The sequence below is a fragment of the Alicyclobacillus sp. TC genome (genome assembly GCF_016804365.1).
GTDB lineage: Bacteria > Bacillota > Bacilli > Alicyclobacillales > Alicyclobacillaceae > Alicyclobacillus_I > Alicyclobacillus_I tolerans.
Map to the genome: position 1 here is coordinate 1200407 of NZ_CP044434.1, position 16299 is coordinate 1216705.

Below are 16299 nucleotides of genomic sequence, written 5' to 3' on the forward strand. Positions count from 1 at the left end.
CGAATTATACCAGCGTTAGGATTGAATGAGACTGGTCAGGTGAAGAAAATGAGGCAGGACGTCCAATCTGTTATAGCTGTACAATCCATACTCGACACCGCTTTACTATGGAATGTCAGTGATGTTCATCTGTATTTAGAAAATGAAGTACTTAAAGTTTCATTTCGGATGAGGGGAACAATCCATCCATTTCAAAGCTGGTTACAGGAAGGTTCTTTAATGGTACGCAGAATTAAAGCTTTAGCCAAAATGGATTTGACGGATCTTAGAATTCCTCAAGATGGAGTTTTTGAGTGGGATGATGGTATTAGAAAATGTTCTGTCAGAGTATCCAGTATACCAACAGTATCTGGAGAATCTATAGTATTAAGGTTATTTCAATCCAGTTATCACCCTTCTTCCTTTGAGAATCTTGGCATGTCTCCAAAGATCTCGGAATCATTGAAAAAAATACTAAATAAGGAAGATGGGCTTATTTTAATAGTGGGACCCACCAATTCTGGGAAAACCACTTCCCTCTATACAATGACGCATTATTTATCACAATTAGGTAGAAGTGTTGTCAGTCTTGAACATCCTGTCGAATACCGAATGAATGACTTGAAGCAAATCGAAGTCAGAGAAAGATCAGGAATGACTTTTGAAATGGGAATCACTTCATTATTAAGGCAAGATCCTGATGTTTTAATGATAGGTGAAATTAGGGATCCATTGACTGCGAATATGGCTATCAGAGCTGCTTTAAGTGGGAGAATGGTTTTATCGACTACTCATGCGCGGGATGAAATAGGTGCAATTGCACGATTACATGAGTTGGGCATCTCTAAATCGTTTATTTCTGAATTATTAATTGCTATTTTAATTCAAAAATTAGTTTCTATAGAATGCCGAGAATGCAAAGGCAGTGGTTGTACTATTTGTCAGTATAGCGGTATTGAGAGAGAGCGAAAAGCAATTTTTCAACTTTCTGAGATCAATGCTATGCAAAGATCATTGATTTTAGATAATGAAATGTGGACGGAGTTGCGTCGACAATGGAACAACCCATAGAAACATTCTTTAGATTTAAAAAGAAACAAGGCAAACGACTGAATGATCATCAATTAAAAGATTGGGCGCAATTGCTTGACTCAGGAATTTCAGTGACTGAATTAATAGAACTATTTTCAGCTACAAATAACTCTCCGTACGTAGCCAGCCTTTATAAGGGAAATAAATTGTCTGATTTTTTGAGAGATAAAATTCCTTCTCTTCAACTTTCAGTTATCGAAATCGCTGAAAATACAGGAAATTTATCTTCTGTATTAAAGTCAATTTCTGAACGGATGCAAGAAAAACGCGAGTTAAAAAATGAGATTATTAAAAAGTTAATTTATCCACTGATTTTATGGTTAATGGTTGTTGTTTTTTCAATCATCGTAAAAAAATTCATTTTACCTTCTTTTTTATCACTTTATATGCAATATACACGTCATTCAATCATTCGGTGGGAGTACATTGTCCTGGATTTTCCAAGTATCTGTTTGTTTGCTGCTGTAATTGGATTTCTATTGTCTTTCATCTGTTTTTTGATAAATCGATATCTACAGTTGGATTGGTTGCAAATGTCCATTCCAATACCATGTCGTTTCTGGCTGATTTTAAATCAAAATATATTTTTAGTAGAGAGTATCACCGAATTAATTTCAGCTGGAGTACCCTTTGTCGATTCTCTTGAAAAATTATCATTTATGTCTAATATACCTTTTTGGTGTAGAAATCGTTGTAAATATATGCTTAAGCATATTCTGCTTGGCAATTCAATTGGAGAAATATTTAGTAACCATAATTATTTTGATCCTTTTCTTCAATACAGTATTAAATTGGGAGAGAAAACAGGTGACCTGGTCTTTTCGTTATTAAATTACAAAAATCAAAGTAATTTGAAAAGAAAAAAGATTTTAAATAAAATTCTTCACTCTATTGAACCCGCAATGACTCTTTGGATGGGATGCAATTTAGGATTAGTTGTCTATTCTACATTTATGCCTATGTATAAATTGATAAATCAAATGAGTATGCATTTTCCTATTCATTAAAACAGGGGTTGGTGATTTAGAAAATGAAAAATCTAAAAAGCGTCGTATTTTGGGAATTTCGTGGTTTTACGTTGCTTGAGTTAATGGTTTCAGTATTTATTATGGCTGTTATGATTGCTGTCGCAGCTCCTCAATTATTAGAAGCCGGGAAAAAAGCAGAATATACTGCACTACTTCAAGATGAACAGGTAATTCAATCTGCACTGTCTGAGTATCAATTGATGAATTATTCATTTCCTACAGGAAATACTCAACAACAATTACAAACCCTTGTAAGTGCTGGATTGCTCAATAGCGTGCCTGTCGATCCTTGTGGAGGTCAGTTTATTATTAATGACGGCAATGGAAACTCTGTCACAGTAACTTCAACAGATTCTCTATCGAATTCCTGACAAAGGAGATTGATAGTATTGATGTATGACGTAAACATTCAAAAACGCCTTATTTTTCATGGTTTTACATTGCTTGAAATCATGGTTTGGCTTTGTATAGTTTCACTATTCTCATTCTTAGCCATACCAAAGATGCTCAATACTTTTAACCACGTTTTGTTAGAAAATAATCTTTTTAAGCTGTCAGATATTTTATCCGAGTCACAACTACTTGCCACGGAAAATAAAAAACCAGTAATTTTTACTTTTGCTCCATTTTCAGCTGAATATTGGATATATCAAAATGGACCTATACAAGGTTGGACTCCATTAGATCCAGGAGTAAGCTATCGAGATGGAATTCTCTCGCTTTATTCAAATCGAATTATATATAAGGCAGATGGAAGTTCTACTATAGCGGGTGTAATTCGGTTGAAGGCAGGAAACTCAACGGGAAATGTAAATCTTTATATGGGAAGCGGATTAGCTGTTAATCCAGATGGCGCATTATGACTTTTCTAGAATCGATTTTAATTTGGATATTAACTTCATGCAGTGCTTTCATATCTTTGTTCAGTTTAAATTATACATTACAAGCTGAGCGAACAGATCATGACCAAATTCAGTTGATGACCTCCTCCATTCAACTTATTTCTAAATTCGAAAAATCAATGACTCTATCAACTGTAAAGAGCTATAACTCTTGTCAATCTATAAATACCAGTTCAACTGTAAAATGGGTTTTTGAAGCATGTCATATTTGTGATGGGGTTTCATGTGAAACTTTTGATTTCCCGACTTAAACAAATTCAAAATTTTATGCAATTAGAGTCAGTAGGGTTTGTACTATGGGAGACAATGACTTCCATTTTTATCAATACAGTGCTGTTTATTTCCATTGTTTCTGTAATTTTAGCACTTCTACCGGGATGGAAAAATATTCAGAAAATAGATACGGATACTATTGATAGTTTATCTATACAAAGAATTTTCGGTCTTGATATGGAAGAAGCGAGTCAAGTAATTTTAGGTCAAAATGAACTACTGCTTAGTTTAGAAAATGGCTCAGTCGTTCGATATAGATTAAATGATAAAAACGAGCTGATTAGAATTAGCAACTATGGTGGTGTTGAGGTTGTTGCGCTTGGATTACGGAGCTTTACAGCAGAAATCGAAGGTAACAAAATTATTCTGGGATATAGCTTCGACTGTCAAAATCACCATCTTGAATTTCTTGATTGGAATAAAATATTTAATCAGGAATAATTCCAAATCAACTCATTGCTTCATGGGGTTCAATTCATTTATTGTCATGTTATTTTGTTTTCTTGCATCGGTACTTTCTGCTGGAATGGTTTCAAGTGCACTTTTTATCATCAAGAGGAATCAGATGTTTATGAATACTTTTGCTGTTGAGACAGAAGCTCATCTATTAACAAACAAAATTCTTCAAGATATACGTGCAGGAGATACTCGTTTTCCAACTGAATTTGAAGTTGGGAAGTATAATTTTCAGATTCGAGTTATCAAAGGAAATTCTACTCAAATCATAACCATGGTTAGGTCTCCTTTTGCCAATACTGCGGTAGGAGTAGTGTATAATCAAAATGGGTATGTACAGCCTTTGCCGTATTCATGCAGTTGGCAAGAAAATTGTTAAAAGGGAGTTCACGTCGTGAGTACATTGCCTATCGCATTGGTGGGGATGATGGGGTCTGGAAAATCTACAATTGCCAAAAAAATTTCATATAAACTGAATGTTCCTTTTCAAGATTTGGATGATCTTATTACTTCCGAAATTGGCTGTTCCATTCAAGTTTTTTTTCAGAAATATGGTGAAAGAACTTTTCGACAGATTGAAGCCAGGTTATTTCAACAAATTTCCAAACAAACTGACTCTCCATTGATTTTGGCAACAGGCGGGGGGGTCATAATTGATGAAGAAAATCGAAAATATCTTAAACGTAATTGGTGGAGTGTGTATCTACAGACTTCTCCATACATTCTCGTCAAACGTTTAAAAAAAGAAGTAGATTCTCGGCCTCTTTTAAATGAAAATATCCATGATACGTTAGAACAAAAAATACATGACATTTTAGAAACCAGACACCCCTTGTATTTAGAAGTGGCCTCCTTTATAGTGGATACCTCTTCTCTGAGTGTAGAAGAGGTTTGTTCGTCAATAGTTGCTGAATATCAAACTTAAGGGAGATTTTTGGGTATGAGCGGGTTTAAATCTTTTGGTGATTCTGTTCCTGAAAAATGGAAAAAAGCTTCCAAACAAAAGGGAAAAACTCTGAATGTAAATTTGATTAGAAAACATATTCCAGAATTGGATAATTGGGCGTTGACAGACCAAGAGATCATTCATGAATCCATTATTTTATTGGAGCATATTAAACAACAAAAGATTTGTCAGAACTGTACAGGATACACTCAATGTCAGAAGGAAGGAGATATGAAAGGTTTTATACACAAATTACGTCGCTATGGAGGACAAATTGTTTCTGTTGCTGAAAGATGTGAACCCTATCAAGAGCATGAAAAAGCTCGAATTGTTCAAGAATGGAGTTCAATCATAGGCATCCATATTCAAGACAAAGAATACACTTTGGATAATTTTCCTTTAGAGCAAAAAAATCGATACTTAAAATTATTCCAATATTGTATTCGTTTTGCTAATGAGTATCATGTGAAAAATTCTTATCTTCAGGGAGTATATGTTTTTGGTTCTCCTGGTGTAGGTAAAACACACTTGGTGTTGGGTGTATTTAATCGATTGCAAGAGCGCGGAATACCTTGTCTTTTCTTAAGATCAGACTCTATTTTTGATAGAATGCGTCATCTCATCTCTGAAGATAAAGATCTCGAGCCATTTATAGAGGCTTGTTGTAATGTGCCTGTTTTAGCTATTGATGAATTTGCTCAAGAAAGAGCTAATGATTTTACTATGGAAAAACTGTTTAGAATTATAAATTATAGATTTCATGCCAAACTGCCTACTTGGTTTACTTCTAATTTTTCTCCCCCAGACATTTATAAGCGTGGTGGAGCCGATATACAGGAGTCTGTAGCTGCTTTGAGAAGCAGAATCTTACAAATGTCTCGCTTGGCTAAAATAGAAGGAGAAGACTATCGCCAAAAGAATTTGAAATCATTAACATAATCTTAAGATGATGGGAGACCTATGAGTGCCATTTGTTCAATTATAATATCAATTGTTGGATAATACAGTTCGCTTAAGGATTTCAATTTTCTTTCATGTTCTATCTTAATTGAATCTAGTTTTTCTAAATCGGCATCTTCTAGTAAACTGTTATAATATAAATTGATATGTGCTTGTTCTTGTTCAAGGCGTGCAAGAGATTTTTCCGCCCAATCAGTTGGTTGTTGTTTGACTAGAAATTCTAAGTAAGTTTGCAGTGCTTGAAATCCATCGATTAACGACATACGCAATCGATAAAGTAATTTTTGTGGGCTTATAGGGTTCATTTCAATATGACGAATCTTGTTATAAAATTCATCTACAATTTGACCATTTTCTAGGCAAATTGCTACAGAACACAATTTTTGTTCCGACATATCACAACGAAATGTGAATATTCCATTCATCATTAACCAGGGAATTAAGATTTTGCTCCCTGACAAATTTTTGGGTGCAACAATAGCAAATGCTCCTCTTTTTTTAACACTGGCCAAAATTTTATCTAATAAAAAAGAACCGTAATCCACTAATTGTGCTTTAGGTGCCTGGTACATCCATCGTTCTGCAGGGCTTATAGAAAGTGAGGCTATTTTTTCGTCGTGTTCGACCTTCATGCGTTGATTTTCTTTTTCTAAAGTAGGTTGATCAAAGGCCATACGCAGAACTGTTGGTTCTGGTTTTTGGCCAGTTGTTTCTATCCACATCCAATAAAAAGGTCTAGGATTCAACTCTTTGTCTACATCAGTAGGTAATTGTACCTCTCGATAGGAATCTTTTTTTAAGAGTGTTGTTGCATGGACAGCTTGAAAATAACGGTCGACAAAATCTAAACGTATTTTTGCATTTTTTAGGTCTTGTAAAGAGGCAACCACTATTTTCAACTCTCTTTCGTTGGGATACTTGAATTCATAAGCTGAAGTTGCTCTTGCATCTCTCTGTCATTTTGGGAAGTCATTGCAATTTCTAATAATTTTTTCTCCCACTGAGGATTTTTACTTAAAATGGTATCTGTTTGCCCAATTACAGTTTGAAACATATGAATCTTCTCATGCAATAATTTAACGATGTGTTCTTCTAAGGTGCCATAAGTTGTGAGATGATGAATATAGCAGGGTTTTGTTTGTCCAAGTCTATGAATGCGGCCGATCCTTTGTTCTAAACGCATTGGATTCCATGGCAAATCGAGATTAATCATATAGTTGCAAAATTGCAGATTTATCCCTTCTCCTCCTGTTTCTGTTGCAACTAAAATTTGCGCACGATGCGCAAATAGGTCCTGCATCCAATCTTTTTTGCTTTTTTTGAAACCCCCGCGAAACGAAACTGCAGGAATTCCTTCTTTTTTAAGACGATAGAGCAAATAATCCTGTGTTGCTCGGTATTCTGTAAAAATGACGCATTTACTATTTTGCATGGTACGCAAAAGACTAAGCACCTTTTCAGCTTTGGTATAGGTTTGAATACGACCACCTAATTCCAGAAGATGCATGGCCTCTTCTTGGCTCATGAAAGTATTTGAGCGTTTCATCATTTTTTCAATCGATATCATGGCAGCGTAGGGAGAACTGCAAATTTCTCTTAATAAAGTTAGAATTGGCAAAGTTGAAATATGTTTTTCTGTCCTGTACTGGTATTCTCTTTTCATATAATCTTGTACAGCTTGATAAAAGTCTCGTTCTTGAGGATTTAAATCCAACGACCAGATTTTTACATGACGTGGAGGGAGTTGTGTATTTCCGTCCTCTCTACGGTTTCTAATCATCACTTCTTTGACTGAATTTTTTAATTCAGCGGGATTCTTGGCAATTCTCTTTTGACTTACATGTTGTTTGAAAAAATCTTCTTTTTTTCCTAATTGTCCAGGACGAAGCAAAGTGATGAGAGCATGCAGTTCATCCAATTGGTTTTGAATAGGTGTTGCAGTGAGCAGAAGCATGTATTTCGAAGTAATACGGTTAATAGTATCCCAATTTTTAGTTTTTCTATTTTTTAATTTATGAGCCTCATCAATGATAATCATGTCCCATGTTTCTGCGAGAATCAGGCTACGATGAGGTTCTCGCTTTGCGGTATCAAGAGAGGCTACGATAATATCTGCCTGCCAGTCATCTACTCTACGTTGAGCTACGGCTTGAATTCTGAATTTTTCAGCCAGTTCTCTCGTCCATTGAAGAACTAGTGAAGTCGGCACGAGAAGAAGAACTTTTTTTGCCAATCCTCGTAACAAATATTCTTTTAAGATGAGTCCAGCTTCTATTGTTTTTCCAAGTCCTACTTCATCAGCCAAGATGGCTCGTCCACGCAGTTCAGACACGACACGTTGTGCTGTTTTAAGTTGATGAGGAAGTGGTTGAAACCCAAACGTATGGTCAATCGCTAATAGTTTTTCAAAGGCAGGGACTAGGGAATTTTGTGTGGCTTCATAAGCCAGTTGAAAAATGTCCCATGAACGACTTTCAATATTGCCAAGAGCAGAGGTTTGTATGTATGCTGTAAACGCGTCAAATTTCTCTTTGTTCTTCCATGCCAATTGATATTTGTTAGACGAACATGCAGACGTTTCTACGGGTTTCTGAGAAGCGTTAAACATACATTGCCTCCTGATAGGTAATGGCCAAGTATGGTCTTATGATGTGCTAAAACTTGGATCTTCATGCATGTTCAATCGAGAGAAGTATAGGGTTTTTTATTGGATTTGGAGGTGGTAACTTGTCGTTAAAAAAAACGCCCTTATATCCGCTGTATTCTCAACTTGGTGCTCGTACCATTGAGTTTGGTGGATGGGACATGCCTGTGCAATTCGTTGGTATTCTGGATGAGCATGAAGCTGTTCGGAATAAAGCTGGATTATTTGATGTATCCCATATGGGAGAATTTGAAGTTGTGGGACCAGATGCACGAGCTGCCATTCAATATTGGGTCACCAATGATATTTCTAATTTGTCAACAGGTCATGCAATCTATACTCCTATGGTTTATCCGGATGGTGGAACTGTCGATGATTTGCTTGTCTACTGCTTAGAAGAGAACAAATTTTGGCTGGTTGTTAATGCTGGAAACCGCGAGAAAGATTTTTCATGGATCGAGCAGAATAAACAATCCTTTCAAGTTGAAATTCGTGATATTTCTGATCAGATTGCTTTACTTGCCTTACAAGGACCAGCTTCACATGATATTTTGGCTCATTTCAACAGTGAACTGATTCACCTTAAACCTTTTGAATTTGTAGAAACGAATTTAGGTGGTTTTCCCTGTCTGGTATCAGCTACAGGATATACTGGCGAACTGGGTTTTGAAATTTATGTTCAGGAAAACTATGCTACAAGCCTTTTTGCGGAAATTCTGAAAATTGGCCAACCTTACGGACTTATACCGGCAGGTTTAGGTGCGCGAGATACATTGCGATTAGAAGCTCGCTTGCCACTTTACGGACATGAGTTAAGTCAGGATATAACCCCTATAGAAGCTGGATTAAAAGCTTTTGTTAAATTTGATAAGGGCGACTTTATTGGTAAGGAAGCTTTGTATAAACAATGGGAAAGCGGTCTGAGTAGAAAAATTGTTGGATTGCGGATGATTGGCCGTGGAATACCGAGACAAGGTTACTCTGTTTATGCTAAGGATAGTCAGGAAGTGATTGGTTTTCTTACTTCAGGAACACAATCACCTACATTAAAAACGCCTATTGGTTTAGCCATGCTTGATATGGCATACACAGCTATCGGGACACAGGTTGAGGTGGAAATTCGCGGCCGTAAAGTTCTCGCTGAGGTTATTAAAACGCCTTTTTATCGTCGACCGTCGACACAGACTAGCGTAAAGTGAGGTTGTCTATTTTGGAAAAAACATTCAGTTATCTTCCGCATACTGTGGAAGATAAAAGAAAGATGTTAGATTTTTTAAACTTACAAAGTACTGACGATTTATTTAATGATATACCTCGCGAAATTTTACTGAATCGATCGTTAGATCTACCAGATGCGATGTCGGAACTTTCCTTAGAACGTCATATGTCACGATTGGCTGGTAAAAATCAAGATACCAGTAAATTGGTCTCGTTTCTTGGGGCAGGCAGTTATGAACATTATATTCCGAGCGTTGTAGACAGTTTGGTAAGTCGTTCTGAGTTTTACACTTCTTACACACCTTATCAACCAGAAATAAGCCAAGGAATGTTGCAGGCTATTTTCGAGTACCAAACCATGGTTTCTGAAATTATGGGAACTGAAATTGCGAATGCCTCCATGTATGATGGTCCGACAGCTTTGGCGGAAACTGGAATTGTAGCGTGTTCCCATACTCGTCGAAATCGACTTCTTGTAGCCCGTTCGGTGAATCCAGAATATCGAAAAGTACTTGCAACATATGCGGCCGGACAATCTATTGAAATTGTTGAAATTCCTGAAAATCAGGGAAATATCCAAATAGAGACTTTGAAAAATTTGCTTGACTCGTCAGTTGCGGGGGTCATATTACAATATCCCAACTATTTTGGCACGTTGGATGACATTCGTTCGATTGCTGAAATGGCACACTCTCAAGAAGCATTGTTGATTGTAGTGACCTATCCTATAGCGATGGGGTTATTGACTCCGCCAGGTCAACTTGGTGCAGATATGGTGATCGCAGAAGGGCAATCACTGGGCAATGCGATGCAATATGGTGGACCTTATTTGGGGATTTTAACGGCTCGCAAAGATTTGATGAGAAAGCTGCCAGGAAGAATGGTGGGCCAGACCAAAGACACAGACGGTAGAAGAGGCTTTGTGTTGACATTGCAGGCGCGTGAGCAACACATTCGACGTGATAAAGCATCAAGTAACATTTGTTCTAATCAAGCTCTAAACGCTTTGGCCGCTACAATTTATCTCTCCTATATGGGACCGCAAGGGTTGCGAGACGTGGCTTACCAATGTCATCAAAAAGCAGCTTATTTGCGAAGTCGTTTAAAGAGTTTGTCAGGTGTTGAGGTATTGACCGGTGAAAAGTTCTTCCACGAATTTGTCATTCGATTGAACCGATCAGCTGACGAAGTAGAAAAGGCAATGTTAGAAAAAGGGTTCCTTCCTGGGGTTAGGCTTGAAAATGAATATGAAGATATGAAAAATTGTTGGCTCATTGCTGTTACAGAAATGCGCACAAAAGATGAATTAGATGGATATATCATCGCGTTGCAGGAGGTACTTGACTGATGGAATACAAAAATGAACAAATCCCGCTTGTTTTTGAACTTGGTCAAGCGGGAAGAAAGGCTTATACGCTACCTGAGTTAGATGTTCCAATTACTGAGGATGATGCGCTGGTCGATTGTATTCGTCAGCATCCGCCGCGCCTGCCTGAATTAAGTGAAGTTGATGTGGTTCGACATTTTACAGCTTTATCCAAACGAAATCATGGGGTTGATTCGGGCTTTTATCCATTGGGTTCTTGTACAATGAAATATAATCCGAAGCGCAATGAACGATATGCGCGTTTTCCAGGCTTTTCCCAGATTCACCCTTTTCAGCCTGCTTCAACAGTCCAGGGAGCCTTGCAACTAATGTATGAACTTCAACACGATCTCGCTGAAATTACCGGAATGGATAGTGTATCGTTGCAACCGGCAGCAGGGGCTCAAGGTGAATGGACGGGGCTCATGATGATTAAGGCTTATCATGAATCTCGTGGTGAGAAGCGAGATAAAGTCATTGTTCCTGATTCTTCACACGGGACCAATCCTGCCTCTGTTACTATGGCAGGTCTGAAGACCATTACAATTCCATCCAATGATGATGGAAGTGTCAATTTAGAAATTTTACGTGAAGTTGTGGGTAGTGATACAGCAGCTTTAATGTTGACCAATCCAAGTACACTCGGTCTCTTTGAAACCCAAATTTTAGAAATCTCTAAAATTGTTCATGATGCAGGTGGACTTCTCTATTACGACGGAGCAAATATGAATGCTATTTTAGGCTATGCCCGTCCTGGGGATATGGGATTTGACGTAGTGCATCTCAACCTTCATAAAACCTTCTCTACGCCACATGGCGGAGGTGGACCAGGTGCTGGACCGGTAGGGGTTAAGAAAAAACTGGAGCCCTATTTACCTAAGCCGGTTCTTGAAAAAAATGAAGAAAATGGGGATTATTTCTGGAATTGGGAGAGGCCTGAATCGATTGGTAAAGTCAAAGGCTTCTACGGTAATTTTGGCATTCTTGTTAGAGCTTATGCTTATATCCGAACGATGGGCCCTGATGGATTAAAAAAAGTTTCAGAATCTGCAGTGCTCTCAGCCAATTACCTGCTTAAGCGGTTGTCTGAAGCTTATGAAGTGCCCTTTCAACAAACTTGCAAACATGAATTTGTACTGTCAGGTTCCAAGCAGAAAGAGCATGGTGTCAGAACACTTGATATTGCTAAACGTATTCTTGATTTCGGTATGCACCCACCAACCATATATTTCCCACTCATTGTAGACGAGTGTCTGATGATCGAACCAACGGAAACCGAATCCTTAGAAACGCTTGATGATTTTGCCAATGTTCTCTTACAAATTGCAAAAGAAGCAGAAGAAAATCCTGAATTGGTCAAGCATGCTCCCTATACTACAGTAGTGAGTCGACTGGATGAAGTCACCGCCGCACGCAATCCTATTTTGCGGTATGAATTTACGGCATCTACAGAAGGTAGAGAATCATTGCTATGATTAGATCGCTAACCATTACCAGATGAATTATTATTCTGCCGCCATGATCTGGCGGCAGAACTCATCAAGGGTTTGGAAATTCTTCATTCAATACATATTCAGCAGTTGTGTTCATATTTAAAATATTCCAGTTTCCATTCGATCCTGAAATGCGTGAAATGCTGGTATTCAGAATGTATGGAAGATCTTTTGCTCCTAGACTTTCCAATACCATACGTATGGCTCCACCATGGGTAACAAACCAGATGATCGATTCATCAGGAAATTGTTTAGCTATGGCATCTATAGCTTGAAAAAGTCTCTCTTGCAGTTGTTGGTCTGTTTCTTCATCAGGTACTCCCTGTGGAAATCGATTTGGAATTTCGTCAAAAGGGATGCCTTCAGCTGAGCCTTTACATCTTTCGCGCAGACGTTCATCTACTTGAACAGGCAATCCGTGCGGTTCAGCCAATATTTCGGCAGTTCGTTTTGCTCTTTGCAAATCACTGCTGTAAATCGCTTTAGGTGAGATAGATTTAAGATAGTCTGCTAATTTTTCAGCTTGCTTTAAGCCATTTTCATTTAAGGGAATGTCGGCCCAACCTTGTACACGTTGGTGAATGTTCCAATCAGTTTCTCCATGGCGAATCAACCAGATTTCCATGCAATGACTCCTTTATGATTTTGTTTTTTGTCATCTGCAAAGCACTGTTCTGAGAATTTGTGTTCAAGTAGTTTCAGTATATCAGTTGATTGTGCTACAATATCAGCGATTTTGTCGACGACAGATTGATACGGATTGAAGGTGATTTCGCGATGCATCCACAGGTCTTGTTATTGAATGGACCTAATTTAAATCGACTCGGACAAAGAGAACCGCATATTTATGGTACAACTACCTTGTCTGATGTGGAAAATCGCGTTCGAGCCATAGTAGAGCGCCACGGGCTACATTTGGTTTCAAAGCAGTCTAATCATGAAGGCGATCTGGTCGATATACTCCAAGAAGAAGCGCCAGACTCTGTTGGTGCTATTATCAATCCTGGAGCTTTGGCTCATTACGGATATGCATTGCGAGATGCCGTGGTCGACGCTGCAATTCCGGTCATTGAGGTGCACATTTCCAATGTCCACAAGAGGGAGCCGTTTCGACACCATCTGGTATTGGCAGATGTAGTCGTTGGACAAATTGTGGGTCTTGGCATTCAGGGGTATCTCTTGGCTGCAGAATTTCTCTGCGCCGAGTGGTCTCGCAAGTCAGCGTCCAAATCATTTTAAATGAGTCCATTTCGATTTTATAGAACGGAGGAACAATGAATGATTTCAAGTAATGATTTTCGTCCTGGCACGACTATTGAATACGATGGAGATATTTATCGAGTCATAGAATTTTTGCACGTTAAGCCTGGTAAAGGTGCAGCGTTTGTTCGAACTAAGCTGAAAAATGTCAAGACTGGCGCTGTGAAAGAACAGACCTTCCGGGCTGGTGAGAAAGTGCCGCGTGCCCGCATTGAAACACGCGAAATGCAGTATTTATACAATGACGGTGACTTGTATACGTTTATGGATACGGAATCATACGAGCAAATTACAATTCCTAAGTCACAGTTAGAATATGAGTTAAACTTTTTGAAAGAAAATATGAATTGCTATGTTGTTCTGCATGAAGGGCAATCCATCGGTATTGACCTGCCTAATACTGTGGAACTGGAAGTTGTGGAAACAGAACCTGGTATTCGTGGCGATACAGCTACGGGTGGTAGTAAGCCGGCCAAAATGGAGACAGGCTATGTATTACAGGTTCCCTTCTTCATTAATCAGGGTGACAAGTTAATCATCGATACACGTTCTGGACAATACGTATCCCGCGCTTAAATTCTCCCTTCAATGTTCAATCTTTGTTTGGTATGACACAAGGTACCCATGATGGTTGCATGGGTTACCTTGATGTTTTACCAATAGTCATCCATTCGCTTTTCTCTTGATTAAGCTGAATACGAGCATCATGCATAATAAAAAAATAATTAAAAATACAACAATCCACCGAACGAGTACGGATACCTCCAAGGTATGTCCTCCTTTCCTGAAGGTCTCACGCTCTTTCTATACAATGCAAATTGAAAAGAGATTGTGCCGGATTTAGAGCTGTCAGTCATAGCTGCCTAGACGTGTCCATATATATGGACACATCAGGGAGGCTGTCTTTGTGAATGCAGGTAATTCTTCCGAAAAAGTAGTGGATTGTCTCAATGTTTTGCGTATCCTGTGTCCACCGCCACTCTACCAACTTTTCTGTCAGATTCCTGAGACGGTGCTTCAACAGTTAGAAGAAGTACGCTTTCGTCAACATGCCCCCTTGCAACTTTGCCTAGCTCAAGAAGACTGTTTTCTGAACGAGCGTGGAAAGGTTGTGAAAGATTGGCGAGAGGGATTGGTGGTTTCGGAAGATTGGTTACAACGTATGGTTCAGTCGGCTACCCAGTCATCCCTGTACGCTATGGAAGAAGACATCAAAAGAGGATTTTTGACGTTGCCTGGGGGACATCGCCTAGGAATTGCAGGTCGGGCTGTGCTATCGGAAACAGGTTCACTTCGCTCCATTCGTAACATTACTTCATTGGCGCTGCGTATTGCTAAAAGTCACATTGGAGCAAGCCGTGTATTGGCTCCGTATATTTCAATATCCAAACACAGGGTCCCTAGCTTGCTTCTTATCTCACCACCGCAGTGTGGCAAAACAACATTGCTTCGAGATTTGGCTCGTGCCTGTTCGCAAGGAGAATATCAACTTCCTGCTCAAAAAGTTGTCGTGGTGGATGAACGTTCAGAATTAGCAGGAATCGTCGAAGGGATGCGTACGTTCGATCTCGGTCCACGGACAGATGTATTGGATGGCTGTCCAAAAGCTGAGGGAATGATGCTTGCCATTCGTTCACTTTCACCTCAAGTACTGGTGACTGATGAAATTGGTCGTATGGAAGATGGTCAAGCGATTCTAGAAGCTGCCTACGCTGGAGTTACTGTCTTTGCTACCGCCCATGCTGCTTCATTGGAAGAGTGGCGAATGCGTCCAAGTATGCGTCCGCTATTTGAGCAGCAAGCATTTTCCCGCTATGCAGTCATTAGTCGTCGTCGTGGTCCAGGTACTCTGGAAGCCGTCTACGATGCAAACGGAAAAACGCTCATCGTACCACGCTGAACCTAGGGGGTGGTGCAGATAGGAATCCAGATGATTGGTTCTATTTTGACACTGACAGCCACCTCGGGTATTGGCTTTAGTGTAGCGCGTTCCTATCGTGATCGACCTAAGCAAATTGCGCTCTTGGCGCAGGGATTGCGTCTGTTGCGTCAAGAAGTTGAATTTGCTCAAGTACCTTTGCCTTTGGCGTTGTCACATGTTGCTGATTTGCTGCCCAAACCTGTTAATCTTCTTTTTCGGCAAATGGCAACCAATTTAGAGGAACAGAAGAATGCTGGCGAGGCCATCGATGAGGCTATTGTCAGTTTCGAGAAAAAACTGGCCATGCAAAAAGAGGATTATGAACCTTTACGGACACTTGGGGCAGTGGTAGCCACAGCCCATCGCACTCACCTTGCCAGAGAATTGGACACAGCACTGATTCGCTTGCAATCGCTCGAAGAGATAGCAGAAACAGATCGGCGAAAAAACGAAAAAGTTTGGCGATATTTGGGAGTTTTGGTTGGGGTAATGATTGTCATCATGATGTCCTAATTTTTGTAACGGCAAATCGGGAGAGGGGTAGTGGGATGTCCCCTGAAATGAGAGCAGTATTTCAAATATTTGGTGTTGGCTTTGTGGTCGCTTTGATGAATACGATTTTGCGCCATGCAGATAAAGAGGAATTTGCGCAATGGACCACTTTGGCTGGTGTGGTAGCCGTACTTGTGGTGGTTGTGGGATATGTCGATCATCTCTATCAGGAAATTACTCGTGTTTTTTTGAACACCCAGTAGGTGGTG

At 39.2% G+C, this 16299-nt stretch carries 19 protein-coding genes; 16 read left to right on the plus strand and 3 right to left on the minus strand.

Annotation, left to right across the window (positions count from 1 at the left end; all coding sequences use genetic code 11):
* The first annotated feature begins 48 nt into the window (after positions 1–48).
* From FY534_RS05775 to zapE, 8 genes are all read left to right on the plus strand, one after another.
* Entirely contained in the window at positions 49–1050 is a 1002-nt protein-coding gene (locus FY534_RS05775; protein WP_238413728.1) for a GspE/PulE family protein, read from the plus strand.
* On the plus strand, positions 1035–2078 hold the full coding sequence (locus FY534_RS05780) for a type II secretion system F family protein (protein ID WP_203115407.1): 1044 nt from the start codon (positions 1035–1037) through the stop codon (positions 2076–2078). The genes FY534_RS05775 and FY534_RS05780 overlap by 16 nt, the downstream gene beginning before the upstream one ends.
* Positions 2079–2101: 23 nt before the next feature.
* Positions 2102–2470 (plus strand): prepilin-type N-terminal cleavage/methylation domain-containing protein, encoded by a 369-nt coding sequence (locus FY534_RS05785; RefSeq protein ID WP_072875255.1) that lies wholly within the window; start codon positions 2102–2104, stop codon positions 2468–2470.
* Positions 2471–2488: 18 nt separating this feature from the next.
* Positions 2489–2962 carry a hypothetical protein gene (locus tag FY534_RS05790; RefSeq protein ID WP_203115408.1) on the plus strand — a complete coding sequence of 158 codons (474 nt, stop codon included), beginning with the start codon at positions 2489–2491 and terminating at the stop codon, positions 2960–2962.
* 264 nt (positions 2963–3226) lie between these two features.
* The gene (locus FY534_RS05795; RefSeq protein WP_203115409.1) at positions 3227–3715 is read left to right on the plus strand and encodes a hypothetical protein; all 489 of its coding nucleotides are present in this window, start codon (positions 3227–3229) and stop codon (positions 3713–3715) included.
* Positions 3716–3839: 124 nt separating this feature from the next.
* Positions 3840–4109 carry a hypothetical protein gene (locus FY534_RS05800; RefSeq protein ID WP_072874169.1) on the plus strand — a complete coding sequence of 90 codons (270 nt, stop codon included), beginning with the start codon at positions 3840–3842 and terminating at the stop codon, positions 4107–4109.
* 15 nt (positions 4110–4124) lie between these two features.
* On the plus strand, positions 4125–4655 hold the full coding sequence (locus FY534_RS05805; protein ID WP_083574220.1) for a shikimate kinase: 531 nt from the start codon (positions 4125–4127) through the stop codon (positions 4653–4655).
* A gap of 15 nt (positions 4656–4670) precedes the next feature.
* Entirely contained in the window at positions 4671–5615 is a 945-nt protein-coding gene (zapE, locus tag FY534_RS05810) for an AFG1/ZapE family ATPase (RefSeq protein WP_203115411.1), read from the plus strand.
* Positions 5616–5617: 2 nt separating this feature from the next.
* Here the strand turns inward: zapE and FY534_RS05815 are convergent, their stop codons facing one another.
* Complete coding sequence (locus tag FY534_RS05815) at positions 5618–6526, minus strand: YqhG family protein (RefSeq protein ID WP_238413729.1); 909 nt, start codon at positions 6524–6526, stop codon at positions 5618–5620.
* Between the two features lie 5 nt (positions 6527–6531).
* Positions 6532–8184, minus strand: coding sequence for a DEAD/DEAH box helicase (locus FY534_RS05820; RefSeq protein ID WP_238413730.1), 1653 nt, complete (start codon positions 8182–8184; stop codon positions 6532–6534).
* 179 nt (positions 8185–8363) lie between these two features.
* On the opposite strand from FY534_RS05820, the gene gcvT reads away from it, so the two are divergent.
* The 3 genes from gcvT to gcvPB are packed head-to-tail and all read left to right on the plus strand — an operon-like array spanning position 8364 to position 12339.
* A complete protein-coding gene (gene gcvT, locus FY534_RS05825; RefSeq protein WP_203115414.1) occupies positions 8364–9479 on the plus strand; it encodes a glycine cleavage system aminomethyltransferase GcvT in 1116 nt (371 codons plus the stop codon).
* An 11-nt stretch (positions 9480–9490) separates the two neighbouring features.
* Positions 9491–10846, plus strand: coding sequence for an aminomethyl-transferring glycine dehydrogenase subunit GcvPA (gcvPA, locus tag FY534_RS05830; protein WP_255567417.1), 1356 nt, complete (start codon positions 9491–9493; stop codon positions 10844–10846).
* Positions 10846–12339, plus strand: coding sequence for an aminomethyl-transferring glycine dehydrogenase subunit GcvPB (gene gcvPB, locus FY534_RS05835; protein ID WP_203115415.1), 1494 nt, complete (start codon positions 10846–10848; stop codon positions 12337–12339). The genes gcvPA and gcvPB overlap by 1 nt, the downstream gene beginning before the upstream one ends.
* Before the next feature lie 64 nt (positions 12340–12403).
* Here gcvPB and FY534_RS05840 read toward each other — a convergent pair whose 3' ends face one another.
* Positions 12404–12982, minus strand: a complete 579-nt coding sequence (locus tag FY534_RS05840) for a histidine phosphatase family protein (protein WP_072874173.1) — start codon at positions 12980–12982, stop codon at positions 12404–12406.
* Positions 12983–13134: 152 nt separating this feature from the next.
* Here FY534_RS05840 and aroQ point away from each other — a divergent pair, with 152 nt between their 5' ends.
* From aroQ to spoIIIAC, 5 genes are all read left to right on the plus strand, one after another.
* The gene (gene aroQ / locus FY534_RS05845; protein WP_072874174.1) at positions 13135–13596 is read left to right on the plus strand and encodes a type II 3-dehydroquinate dehydratase; all 462 of its coding nucleotides are present in this window, start codon (positions 13135–13137) and stop codon (positions 13594–13596) included.
* A 39-nt stretch (positions 13597–13635) separates the two neighbouring features.
* Entirely contained in the window at positions 13636–14193 is a 558-nt protein-coding gene (efp, locus tag FY534_RS05850; RefSeq protein ID WP_072874175.1) for an elongation factor P, read from the plus strand.
* Positions 14194–14524: 331 nt separating this feature from the next.
* Positions 14525–15517, plus strand: a complete 993-nt coding sequence (gene spoIIIAA / locus FY534_RS05855; RefSeq protein ID WP_083574224.1) for a stage III sporulation protein AA — start codon at positions 14525–14527, stop codon at positions 15515–15517.
* Between the two features lie 12 nt (positions 15518–15529).
* Positions 15530–16051 carry a hypothetical protein gene (locus FY534_RS05860; RefSeq protein WP_203115416.1) on the plus strand — a complete coding sequence of 174 codons (522 nt, stop codon included), beginning with the start codon at positions 15530–15532 and terminating at the stop codon, positions 16049–16051.
* Positions 16052–16098: 47 nt separating this feature from the next.
* Entirely contained in the window at positions 16099–16293 is a 195-nt protein-coding gene (gene spoIIIAC, locus FY534_RS05865) for a stage III sporulation protein AC (RefSeq protein ID WP_238413689.1), read from the plus strand.
* Positions 16294–16299 lie beyond the last annotated feature (6 nt).